The following is an 11,084-nucleotide window of genomic DNA, read 5'->3' on the forward strand; positions in this document are numbered from 1 at the left end:
CGCGGATCAATAGGCACCGGACTTCTTGAAGGATTCGATCGCCGCGCGCAGCGCGCCTTCGTCGTCCTTCGAGAGATCCTTGGTGTCTTCGATGCGCTTGATGAGGTCAGCGTGGCTGGTCTTCAGGTTGTCGCGCAGGCCCTTCTCGAACGACAGCACTTGCTTGACGTCGAGATCGTCGAGGTAGCCGTTGTTCGCGGCGTACAGCGACACGGCCAGTTCCCAGACCTGCAGCGGCTGGTACTGCGGCTGCTTCAGCAGTTCCGTCACGCGGCGGCCGCGCTCGAGCTGCTTGCGGGTCGCTTCGTCGAGGTCCGATGCGAACTGCGCGAATGCGGCCAGTTCACGGTACTGCGCGAGGTCGGTACGGATACCGCCCGACAGCTTCTTCACGACCTTCGTCTGAGCGGCGCCACCGACGCGCGACACCGACACGCCGGCGTTGATTGCCGGGCGGATGCCTGCGTTGAACAGGTCGGTTTCCAGGAAGATCTGGCCGTCGGTAATCGAGATCACGTTCGTCGGAACGAACGCGGTCACGTCGCCCGCCTGCGTTTCGATGACCGGCAGTGCCGTCAGCGAGCCGCTCTTGCCCTTCACTTCGCCGTTCGTGAACTTCTCGACGTACTCTTCCGACACGCGAGCCGCACGCTCGAGCAGACGCGAGTGCAGATAGAACACGTCGCCCGGGTATGCTTCACGGCCCGGCGGGCGGCGCAGCAGCAGCGAGATCTGACGGTATGCCCAAGCCTGCTTGGTCAAGTCGTCATAGATGATCAGCGCGTCTTGGCCGCGGTCGCGGAAGTATTCGCCCATCGTGCAGCCGGCGTACGGAGCGAGGTACTGCATCGCTGCCGAATCCGAAGCCGAAGCGGCGACGACGATCGTGTATTCCATCGCGCCCGTTTCTTCGAGCTTGCGAACCACGTTCATGATCGACGAAGCCTTCTGGCCGATCGCGACGTAGATACAGATCAGGTCCTTGCCCTTCTGGTTGATGATCGCGTCGAGCGCCACCGCGGTCTTGCCGCACTGACGGTCGCCGATGATCAGCTCACGCTGGCCACGGCCGATCGGCACCATCGCGTCGATCGACTTGATGCCCGTCTGCACCGGCTGCGACACCGACTTACGCCAGATCACGCCCGGGGCGATCTTTTCGATCGCGTCGGTCAGCTTCGCGTTGACCGGGCCCTTGCCGTCGATCGGGTTGCCGAGCGCGTCGACCACGCGGCCGACGAGTTCCGGACCAACCGGGACTTCGAGAATGCGGCCCGTCGTCTTGACGATGTCGCCTTCCGAGATGTGTTCGTATTCGCCGAGAATCACCGCGCCGACCGAGTCGCGCTCGAGGTTCAGCGCGAGGCCGAACGTGTTGCCCGGAAACTCGAGCATTTCGCCCTGCATCACGTCCGACAGGCCGTGGATACGCACGATACCGTCGGTCACGGAGATCACGGTGCCCTGGTTGCGAACGTCTGCGCTCGCTTCAAGGCCCTGGATCCGGCTCTTGATCAGCTCGCTGATCTCAGAGGGATTGAGTTGCATTATTCGCTCCTGATAGTCAATTCTGTTGCGTGCCGGCGTGGCGCTCAGGCGGTCAAGGCAGCCTGCATCGATGCGAGGCGCGCGCGAACCGAGGTGTCGAGCACTTCGTCGCCGACCGTCACGCGCACGCCGCCGATCAGCGACGAATCGACTTCGACCGTCGGTTTCAGCTTGCGCTTGAACTTGCGTTCGAGGCCCGAGACGAGACTCTCGAGATCCGCGCCGTTCAGCGGGAACGCGCTCACGATCTCGGCGTCGGCTGCACCTTCACGTTCGTTCTTGAGCGCCTCGAACTGCTCGGCAATTTCCGGCAGCAGCGCGATGCGATGATTGTCGACCAGCATCTGCACGAAGTTCTTCGCTTCGGCGCCGGCCGCGACGGGCGACTTCACCGCAGCAAGCAGCAGCTCGGCCACTTGCGTGCGCGTCACCTTCGGGCTCGACGCGACCGACAGCACTTCCGGCAGACGCGCAACCTGGGCCAGCTCTTGCACGAGCGTGGACCAGGCGGCGATGTCACCGCCCTCGGCCACGCGGAACAGCGCTTCTGCGTAAGGGCGGGCGATGGTTGCAAGTTCGGCCATGATCAGAGCTCGGCTTTCAGTTGATTCAGCAGTTGGGCGTGGGCCGTTTGATCGACTTCGCGCTTCAGGATCTGCTCGGCGCCCTTCACGGCCAGCGCGGCGACTTCGCCACGCAGCGCTTCGCGCGCCTTCACGATTTGCTGTTCTGCTTCCGCCTTCGCCTGGGCGACGATGCGGGCGGCTTCAGCCTGGGCGTTGGCCTTGATTTCCTCGGCGACCGCCTGGGCACGCTTTTCAGCGTCGGCGATGCGCTGCTGGCCGTCGTTGCGGGCCTGCGCGAGTTCCTGGTCCACGCGCTTGTGCGCTGCGTCGAGTTCCGCCTTGCCCTTCTCCGCGGCGGCGAGGCCGTCGGCGATCTTCTTCGAACGTTCGTCGAGGGCGTTGATCAACGGCGGCCACACGAATTTCATCGTGAACCACGCGAGGACCAGGAACACGACCATTTGCGCAAACAGAGTTGCGTTGAGATTCACGGTGTTTCCTTATCTGCTATTCCGGAAAAATGAAACGGTAAGGCGCTCATCGAGTTGCATTCGATCAGCGCCCCAAGTCTCCGTTCCGCCCTGCGCCGGCTCACGCCGGACGCATATTTCCGAGGAACCTTAGCCTGCGAGCTTCGACAGGAGCGGGTTCGCGAACGCGAACAGCATTGCGACACCAACGCCGATCAGGAATGCAGCGTCGATCAGACCAGCCAGCAGGAACATCTTCGTTTGCAGCGGGTTGATGAGTTCCGGCTGACGTGCGCAGGCTTCGATGTACTTGCCACCCATCAGCGCGATACCGATACAGGCGCCGATTGCACCCAGGCCGATGATGATGCCGATACCGATGGCGGTCAGACCCTGGATGTTGGCGATGTAAGCTTGCATGATCACTCCTTTGTGAAAAGACTTGGAACTGAGATTTAAAAAACTAAAACGAAGACTCTTTGTTGCACGTCGCGCTTAGTGCGTGTCGTGCGCCTGGCCGAGATACACCAGCGTCAGCATCATGAAAATGAATGCCTGCAACAGAACAATCAGGATGTGGAAGATTGCCCAGACGCTACCCGCGATCACATGACCAACGAAGCCGAGGAACGTTGCGTCGCCACCGAAGCTCCACATGCTGCCGAGCAGGGCGATCAACAGGAACAACAGCTCACCCGCGTACATGTTGCCGAACAGCCGCATGCCGAGCGAAACGGTCTTTGCAACGTATTCGACGATGTTGAGCGCGAGGTTCGGGATCCACAGCGCCGGGTGGCCGCCGAACGGGGCCGACAGCAGCTCATGCGCAAAGCCGCCCGCGCCCTTGATCTTGATGCTGTAGTAGATCATCAGGACGAACACGCCGAGCGCGATGCCGAGCGTGCCGTTCAGGTCGGCCGTCGGGACGATGCGATGGTGGGAAATCACGTCCGACAGACCGAGCAGGCCGATCACGCGGCCCGGCAGGTCGACCGGGAGGAAGTCGAGGGAGTTCATCAGCGCGACCCACACGAACACCGTGAGGGCGAGCGGCGCGATGAAGGTGCGATTGCCGTGGACGATGGCCTTCGACTGGTCTTCGACCATTTCGACGAGCATTTCGATCGCGCACTGGAAACGGCCCGGCACGCCCGACGTCGCCTTGCGGGCGGCCAGACGCAGCAGGACGATCGTCACGATGCCGCAAACGATCGACCAGAACAGCGTGTCGAGATTCCAGACGTGGATGTCGAAAATCGACGTCTGATGCGAGGTGGAGAAATTCTGCAAGTGGTGCGCAATGTACTCGGACGGATCCGGACCGCGCGTGCCTTCGCTAGCTGCCATATCGTTAATGCCACCCAAATTGTCGAAAATCGTTTTGCCCCGTTCCGCAACACGCTATTGCGGGAACGGGCCGGTGCGGTTCGTTGTCGAAACCGCACGCTGCTTGTTCCTTACCGCCAGGCCAGCGCGATCCAGTACGTCTTCAGCACGACGAGGTACGTGACGAGGAACGGCACCCAGTGCACGCCGGCCCAGCCGAACGCCACCGCGGTGAACATCCCGATCGTCAGAGCGAGTTTCAGGGCTTCGCCCATCACCCAGCTCATCACGGTGGCCGAGCCACCTGCCTTCAGTCGCGCCACGAATACCGCACTGGGCACCCAGCCGATCGCTCCGCCCAGAAACGCGGATTGCGCAGCGGCGCCCGGCGACTTCGAAAACAGCCACCACGCCAGCGTTGCAACCAGGGACAGGACCACTTGCGCGAACACCACCTTGTAGGGGGTCACGCGCGAGGGCTTGCTCACGTTCGGGCCGAACAGCCTTTCGGCCTCGGCCCGCGTCAGCGGAACGATGTTGTTATCTTGCTGCTCGACATCCCAGTCATCGTCGGATTCACGCCGCTCGCCGGCCGCCGAAGCGGTGCGTTGCGTGCGCTGATCATCGTGCCTGTCGTCCGGCGCCTGACCCGCCATCGCAATCTTCCGCTGAAATCCTTGAACCCGACCCCAAGCTTTCTGAAAGCTTTCAGGGGTGCCTAGCTAACAAATCCGGGCGATTGTAAGCGATAGTTGCAAGTGATTCAAGGCTTTAGACGCGACAAAAACCTGCGTAAAACGACGCCTCATGATGTGAAAAAACGCCCGATTCGACGACGTACGATGACAGTTGTAAGGTCGGGTTCTTGCAGCGGTATTTCTTGCGCGAAAAAGTCCGGCGACGGGGCAAATGGCGGGGAAACGATGCCCGAGGCGGGCCAGGAGGACGCGCACGATGGACGCCGGAAATCCGGTGCAATGCCGCAATCGGGAACGACTCGGCGCGACGCTCCGGAACAAGCACCGCGCGGCGACCGGATCACCGCACGCGACGCGCGAAATTCGACCGGATGTTCGCGCATCGATTCATCCAATCAGTTGTCGCGCCGCCACAGACGTTCGACTGTGGATGACAACACTTGTCCACAACGCTCGATCACCACGGACGCTGTGCGCCCCGCACCGCACCCGAACGGCACGCCTGTGCCGCATGCACCGGCCTCGCTCAACCGTGCATGAGCAGCCACGCGCCGAGCGCCGCGCTCACCAGCGCGAACGGAATCGAAACGACGTGGAACGGCAGCCACATGCGCGGCTCCTTCGCGAGACGCACCGCGATCAGGTTCGCGAGCGAACCGATCGCGAAACCGAAGCCGCCGACCGACACGCCGAAGGCAAGCGCGCGCCAGTCGTGCGTGAATTCCGACAGCAGGATCGCGGCCGGCACATTGCTGATCACCTGTGACAGCACGGCGCCGGCGGCATAGACGCGCAGCGGCGAATCGAGCTGCGCGTGCGCGATCGCGTCGTGCACGACGGGCAGCGCAGCCGCGCTGCGCAGCACGACGAACATCAGCACGAAGATCAGCAGCAGCAGCCAGTCGATCTTCAGGACTGCGTCGCGTTTGACGGCGAGCAGCACGATCGCGACTCCGACGAGGCCCGGCAGCGGATGATGCGCATCGGCGAGCAGCACGAACGCGGCGAACAGCACCGCCGCGATCAGCGCGTGCATGCGTTGTACGGGAAAGGCCGCCGCGTCGCCGGACAGGTCCAGCGGCTTCGCGCGGAACATCACCGCGGTCAGCGCCAGCAACAGCGCCATCAGCGCGACGGCGAGCGGTCCGAGCGTAACGACGAAGCGGCCGAACGACACGCCGCTCAATTGCCACAGGAAAAGATTCTGCGGATTGCCGAGCGGTGTCGCGACGGACCCCGCATTGACGGCCAGCGCGACGACGATCACGAGCCGTCGGAACGGCAGCGGCGTCAGCGCGCGCAGCGACACCATCAACGGCACGACGACGAACAGCGCGACGTCGTTGGTGAGCCACATCGACAACACCGCGGCGAAGCCGACAAGCAGCATCGCGAGCCCGCGCTCGGAATGCACGTGATGCACGATGCGATGCGCGAGCCACATCAGGCAGCCGGACAGCTCGAGCGCCTTCGTCAACATCAGCAAGCCCGCGAGCGTCGCGACCGTCTGCCAGTCGACGCGTTCGGCGAGGACCGAAAATGGTTGCGGACGCACCCATTGCAGCACGATCAGCCCAAGTGCGAGCACCGCCAGTACCGGTTCCTGCGCAAGCCAGCCGAGCCACCGGCGCGGCGCCGGTGCGCCCGTTTCCTGCATACCTGCCCCGTTATTCTTCTGTTGCGACGTTACCGCGCAATCGCGCGAGAATGCCCTCGAGCGCATCGAGGTTGCCGAAGTCGATCAGCACCTGCCCTCGCCCGCGGCGGCCGAGCTTGATCTTCACCGTCGACGCGAGCAGGTCGGACAACTCCTCTTCGAGGCGACGCGTATCGCGACCGCCATCGTCCTTCGCACGCGCCTTCACGGCCGGCGCTTCCTTCGTCGTGTGTGCGACGAGCTTCTCGGTCTCGCGCACCGACATGCGCTTGTTGACCACCTGGTGCGCGAGCGCGATCTGCGTGGCCGCATCGACGGCGAGCAGCGCGCGTGCGTGCCCCATGTCGAGATCGCCGGCCAGCAGCATCGTCTGCACCGGCGACGCGAGGTTCAGCAGGCGCAGCAGGTTCGACACCGCACTGCGCGAGCGTCCGACCGATTCGGCGGCCTGTTCGTGCGTGAAACCGAACTCGTCGAGCAGGCGCTGGATGCCATGCGCCTCTTCAAGCGGATTCAGGTCCTCGCGCTGGATGTTCTCGATCAGCGCCATCGCGGCGGCGGCCTGATCGGATACGTCCTTCACCAGCACGGGTACTTCATCGAGGCCGGCCAGGCGCGCCGCGCGGAACCGCCGCTCGCCCGCGATGATCTCGTATTTGTCTGATGAAATGGGCCGTACCAGGATCGGCTGCATCACGCCCTGCGCGCGAATGCTTGCCGCAAGCTCCTGCAGGCTGCCCTCGTCCATCCGCGTACGCGGCTGGTACTTGCCGGCTTGCAGCTTGCCGAGCGCGAGCGTGTTCGGTGCGCCTTCGATCTTCACCGCTTCGGTGATATCGGCACTGCCGCCGAGCAGCGCTTCGAGGCCACGTCCCAAGCCCTTCTTCTTTGGTACCGCGTTCATGTCTTTCTTCCTCGCTTCGCTCATGTCCGGATCACGACACCTCGAACGCGCGCACGCGTTCGATCATCTCGGCACCGAACTGGATATACGCCTGCGCGCCACGCGAGCTGCGATCGAACACCACGCCCGGCAACCCGTAACTCGGCGCTTCCGCCAGGCGCACGTTGCGCGGAATCACCGCGTCGAACACCTTGTCGCCGAAGTGCGCTTTCAGTTGATCGGAAACTTGCTGCTGCAGCGTGATGCGCGGATCGAACATCACGCGCAGCAAGCCGATGATCTTCAGGTCGCGGTTCATGTTCGCGTGAACCTGCTTGATCGTGTTGACGAGATCCGACAACCCTTCCAGTGCGAAGTACTCGCACTGCATCGGGATCACGACGCCATGCGCCGCGCACAGGCCGTTCAGCGTCAGCAGCGACAGCGTCGGCGGGCAATCGATCAGCACGAAATCATAGTCGTCGGCCACGTGCTCGAGCGCGGCCTTCAGCCGGCGCTCGCGGTTGTCGATACTGATCAGTTCGATCTCGGCGCCGGACAGTTCACGGTTCGCGGGAAGCACGTCGTACGTGACGCCTTCCGGACGCACACGCGCGTCGGTGACCGACACGCCGTCGACCAGCACTTCGTACACGGTTGCTTCGCAGGCGGCCTTGTCGATCCCGCTGCCCATCGTCGCGTTGCCCTGAGGGTCGAGATCGATCAGCAGGACTCGTTGCTCCTGCGCTGCAAGGCTTGCGGCGAGATTGACCGATGTCGTCGTCTTGCCGACGCCCCCCTTCTGGTTCGCAACGCAGAAGATCTTTGCCATCGTTGGTGTGTTCCCTTTACCTTCAAACAAACGGCGCGCTACCGCGCGCCTTCAATTCGCGTCGTCGACGGCCACTTCGAACAGATGCCGCTCCGCATCGAGCATCGGCACCGCCAGCCGGATCGTCTGCTTCACGCGGCTGCCTTCCGGCAACCGTGCAATCTCGTCGTCCGGGTGAACGCCCTTCATCGCCCAGATTGATCCGCCTGGCGCGACCAGATGTCGAGCAAGTTTAACGAAGTCGGACAGGTCCGCGAAAGCGCGCGATACGATCATGTCGAATTTTTCCGGCACGTCGACACCCGGCTGCAGCGATTCGACCCGGCCGGTAACGACCGACAGGTTCGCGAGCTTCAGCTCCGCGCGCATCTGCGTCTGGAACGCCGATTTCTTTTGCACGATGTCGTTCAGCGTGACCTGCCAGCCCGGCTCGACGATCGCCAGCACGATACCGGGCAGCCCGCCGCCCGAGCCGACGTCGAGCACACGCGCGGACGCACGGCCGCGCAGATGCGGAACGATGGAAAGCGAATCGAGGATGTGCTGGATCAGCATCTGCTTCGGATCGCGGATCGCAGTCAGGTTGTAGACCGCGTTCCACTTGCCGAGCAGCGCGACATAGTTGAGCAGCTGGTTGCGTTGCGTATCCGTCAGCGTAAGGTCGAGTGCCGCCGTACCTTCGACGAGCATCTGTTCCAGTACGTCCCGATTAACCGCCGGCGCGCGACGCGCCGTCATTGTTGCGTCGGGACGGTGTCGTCCCCCTGCTCCGCGGCCGTAGCGGCCTCTGCAGCCGTGCCGCTACGGCGGCCCAGGCCGCGACGCTTCAGGTGCACCATCAGCAACGAGATTGCCGCCGGCGTGACGCCCGAGATGCGGGACGCCTGCCCGATCGTTTCCGGCCGGAACTCGTTGAGCTTCTGGCTCACCTCGAACGACAGACCGCGAACCTCGCGGTAATCGATACCGTCCGGCAGGCGCGTGTTCTCGTTCGCATCGTTGCGCTCGATCTCCGATGCCTGGCGCTCGATATAGCCCTGATACTTGATACCGATCTCGACCTGCTCCTTGATCTGCTCGAGCAGCACCGGATCGTCGGTCAACGGCTCCGCAGGGCCGCACTCGCCGTCCTTCAGCCCGCACACGCCGTCGTAGCTCACACCGGGGCGGCGCAGCAGCTCGGCGAGGCTGTACTCGTGGTCGATCGCCTTGCCGAGCAGCGCGGTCGCATCCTCGGCAGGCAGCGTCTTCGGCGTAACCCACGTGGACTTCAGGCGTTCGGTTTCACGTGAAACAGCGTCGCGCTTCCGGCTGAAGGCGTCCCAACGTGCATCGTCCACCAGCCCAAGCTCGCGGCCGATTTCGGTCAGACGCATGTCGGCATTGTCTTCGCGCAGGCTCAGGCGATACTCGGCCCGGCTCGTGAACATCCGGTACGGCTCCGCCACGCCGCGCGTGACGAGATCGTCGACCAGCACGCCCAGATACGCCTGGTCACGACGCGGGCACCACGCATCCTTTTCCTGCACGTAGCGGCCCGCATTAAGGCCGGCCAGCAGACCCTGCGCCGCCGCTTCTTCGTAGCCGGTCGTCCCGTTGATCTGACCCGCAAAGAACAGTCCGTTGATCGCCTTCGTCTCGAGCGACGCCTTCAGTGCACGCGGATCGAAGTAGTCGTACTCGATCGCGTAACCGGGACGCAGGATGTGCGCGTTTTCGAGGCCGCGCATCGAATGCACGAGCTCCAGTTGAACATCGAATGGCAAGCTCGTCGAGATCCCGTTCGGGTAGAACTCATTGGTCGTCAGCCCTTCCGGCTCGAGGAAGATCTGATGCGATTCCTTCGATGCGAACCGGTGGATCTTGTCCTCGATCGACGGGCAATAGCGCGGCCCGACGCCTTCGATCACGCCTGTATACATCGGCGAACGGTCGAGACCGCCGCGAATGATGTCGTGCGTGCGCTCGTTCGTATGCGTAACCCAGCACGGCAGCTGCTGCGGATGCTGCTCCGCGCGGCCCAGGAACGAGAACACGGGAATCGGATCGAGGTCGCCCGGCTGCTCGTCGAGCTTCGAGAAGTCGATCGTGCGGCCGTCGATACGAGGCGGCGTACCGGTCTTCAGCCGGCCCTGTGGCAGCTTCAGCTCCTTCAGGCGCGACGACAGCGACACGGCCGCCGGATCGCCCGCGCGACCGCCGGTATAGTTGTTCAGGCCGACGTGGATCTTGCCGTCGAGGAACGTACCGGCCGTCAGCACGACTGCACGCGCGCGGAAGCGGATACCAATTTGCGTGACGGCGCCAACCACGCGGTCGCCTTCGACCATCAGATCGTCGACGGCCTGCTGGAACAGCCACAGGTTCGGCTGGTTTTCGAGCCGGTGGCGGATCGCGGCCTTGTACAGGATGCGATCGGCCTGTGCACGCGTCGCGCGCACGGCCGGCCCCTTCGACGAATTGAGGATCCGGAACTGAATACCGCTTTCATCCGTCGCGGCGGCCATTGCACCGCCCAGCGCGTCGACTTCCTTGACCAGATGGCCCTTGCCAATGCCGCCGATCGACGGATTGCAGCTCATCTGCCCAAGCGTTTCGATGTTGTGGGTCAGCAGCAGTGTCTTTGCGCCCATACGGGCGGACGCCAGCGCGGCTTCCGTGCCGGCATGGCCGCCACCGACGACGATGACGTCAAATTCTGTGGGAAAAAGCATGGTGGATTCCGTACGCGGAGCTGCGCACGAACCTATCTGAGAAATGTATGGGCCGAATTATAGCGGGTTCGCTTTTCGCCCGAAGGCCGTCCGAATGGTAGGGCCTGTGCATTTCGGCGATTTTTTAGTCGGGAACACGCAAATTTGCCGTCGCAGGTCCGGTTCAGCGTGGCCGATGAACGATTCAACGCACATCGCCGGGCCTGTGCAAAGCATGTGTGCCCCAGCCGAACCGCCCAATGTCTGTGGGCCGGCCCCGCACTCCGGACCCGAGACCCGGTGCCCTTATCCACACAGCATTTCCGTCGCTTGTCCCGGCCCTTGTCCACAGAAGTGCGACGCACCGTCGACCAGTGGAACCGACCTGCGCGGCACCGCACAGCGCTTCCA

11 protein-coding genes are annotated in these 11,084 nt (G+C 63.5%); all 11 read right to left on the minus strand.

What is annotated here, in order from left to right:
* Positions 1 to 6 precede the first annotated feature (6 nt).
* The 11 genes from atpA to mnmG all read right to left on the minus strand — a co-directional run bounded on the left by atpA (position 7) and on the right by mnmG (position 10,694).
* The gene (atpA, locus tag A9Z05_RS15025; protein ID WP_006756467.1) at positions 7 to 1,548 is read right to left on the minus strand and encodes a F0F1 ATP synthase subunit alpha; all 1,542 of its coding nucleotides are present in this window, start codon (positions 1,546 to 1,548) and stop codon (positions 7 to 9) included.
* 44 nt (positions 1,549 to 1,592) lie between these two features.
* A complete protein-coding gene (locus tag A9Z05_RS15030; RefSeq protein WP_014895498.1) occupies positions 1,593 to 2,132 on the minus strand; it encodes a F0F1 ATP synthase subunit delta in 540 nt (179 codons plus the stop codon).
* Between the two features lie 2 nt (positions 2,133 to 2,134).
* On the minus strand, positions 2,135 to 2,605 hold the full coding sequence (locus tag A9Z05_RS15035; protein ID WP_006477283.1) for a F0F1 ATP synthase subunit B: 471 nt from the start codon (positions 2,603 to 2,605) through the stop codon (positions 2,135 to 2,137).
* A gap of 129 nt (positions 2,606 to 2,734) precedes the next feature.
* Entirely contained in the window at positions 2,735 to 3,004 is a 270-nt protein-coding gene (gene atpE / locus A9Z05_RS15040; RefSeq protein WP_006482730.1) for a F0F1 ATP synthase subunit C, read from the minus strand.
* 75 nt (positions 3,005 to 3,079) lie between these two features.
* Positions 3,080 to 3,931, minus strand: coding sequence for a F0F1 ATP synthase subunit A (atpB, locus tag A9Z05_RS15045; RefSeq protein ID WP_006477281.1), 852 nt, complete (start codon positions 3,929 to 3,931; stop codon positions 3,080 to 3,082).
* A gap of 110 nt (positions 3,932 to 4,041) precedes the next feature.
* Positions 4,042 to 4,566: an ATP synthase subunit I gene (locus A9Z05_RS15050; RefSeq protein WP_050015828.1), complete on the minus strand. Its 525-nt coding sequence runs from the start codon at positions 4,564 to 4,566 to the stop codon at positions 4,042 to 4,044.
* A 568-nt stretch (positions 4,567 to 5,134) separates the two neighbouring features.
* Complete coding sequence (locus A9Z05_RS15055; RefSeq protein WP_069618781.1) at positions 5,135 to 6,265, minus strand: SLC13 family permease; 1,131 nt, start codon at positions 6,263 to 6,265, stop codon at positions 5,135 to 5,137.
* A 10-nt stretch (positions 6,266 to 6,275) separates the two neighbouring features.
* Positions 6,276 to 7,169, minus strand: coding sequence for a ParB/RepB/Spo0J family partition protein (locus tag A9Z05_RS15060; RefSeq protein ID WP_069618782.1), 894 nt, complete (start codon positions 7,167 to 7,169; stop codon positions 6,276 to 6,278).
* Positions 7,170 to 7,200: 31 nt separating this feature from the next.
* Entirely contained in the window at positions 7,201 to 7,980 is a 780-nt protein-coding gene (locus A9Z05_RS15065; RefSeq protein ID WP_050015824.1) for a ParA family protein, read from the minus strand.
* Between the two features lie 51 nt (positions 7,981 to 8,031).
* Positions 8,032 to 8,718 (minus strand): 16S rRNA (guanine(527)-N(7))-methyltransferase RsmG, encoded by a 687-nt coding sequence (rsmG, locus tag A9Z05_RS15070; RefSeq protein WP_069618783.1) that lies wholly within the window; start codon positions 8,716 to 8,718, stop codon positions 8,032 to 8,034.
* Positions 8,715 to 10,694, minus strand: coding sequence for a tRNA uridine-5-carboxymethylaminomethyl(34) synthesis enzyme MnmG (gene mnmG / locus A9Z05_RS15075; protein WP_069618784.1), 1,980 nt, complete (start codon positions 10,692 to 10,694; stop codon positions 8,715 to 8,717). Before mnmG ends, rsmG begins: the two co-directional genes overlap by 4 nt.
* Positions 10,695 to 11,084 lie beyond the last annotated feature (390 nt).

The sequence above is a fragment of the Burkholderia sp. A2 genome (assembly GCF_001729305.1).
GTDB classification, from domain to species: Bacteria; Pseudomonadota; Gammaproteobacteria; order Burkholderiales; family Burkholderiaceae; genus Burkholderia; species Burkholderia sola.

What these genes read in the sequence shown, in the direction of transcription:
- A9Z05_RS15055 (WP_069618781.1), bottom strand. Translation starts at nt 6,265, where the DNA reads ATGCAGGAAACGGGCGCACCGGCGCCGCGCCGGTGGCTCGGCTGGCTT.
- atpE (WP_006482730.1), bottom strand. Translation starts at nt 3,004, where the DNA reads ATGCAAGCTTACATCGCCAACATCCAGGGTCTGACCGCCATCGGTATC.
- A9Z05_RS15030 (WP_014895498.1), bottom strand. Translation starts at nt 2,132, where the DNA reads ATGGCCGAACTTGCAACCATCGCCCGCCCTTACGCAGAAGCGCTGTTC.
- A9Z05_RS15065 (WP_050015824.1), bottom strand. Translation starts at nt 7,980, where the DNA reads ATGGCAAAGATCTTCTGCGTTGCGAACCAGAAGGGGGGCGTCGGCAAG.
- rsmG (WP_069618783.1), bottom strand. Translation starts at nt 8,718, where the DNA reads ATGACGGCGCGTCGCGCGCCGGCGGTTAATCGGGACGTACTGGAACAG.
- A9Z05_RS15050 (WP_050015828.1), bottom strand. Translation starts at nt 4,566, where the DNA reads ATGGCGGGTCAGGCGCCGGACGACAGGCACGATGATCAGCGCACGCAA.
- atpA (WP_006756467.1), bottom strand. Translation starts at nt 1,548, where the DNA reads ATGCAACTCAATCCCTCTGAGATCAGCGAGCTGATCAAGAGCCGGATC.
- A9Z05_RS15060 (WP_069618782.1), bottom strand. Translation starts at nt 7,169, where the DNA reads ATGAACGCGGTACCAAAGAAGAAGGGCTTGGGACGTGGCCTCGAAGCG.
- mnmG (WP_069618784.1), bottom strand. Translation starts at nt 10,694, where the DNA reads ATGCTTTTTCCCACAGAATTTGACGTCATCGTCGTCGGTGGCGGCCAT.
- atpB (WP_006477281.1), bottom strand. Translation starts at nt 3,931, where the DNA reads ATGGCAGCTAGCGAAGGCACGCGCGGTCCGGATCCGTCCGAGTACATT.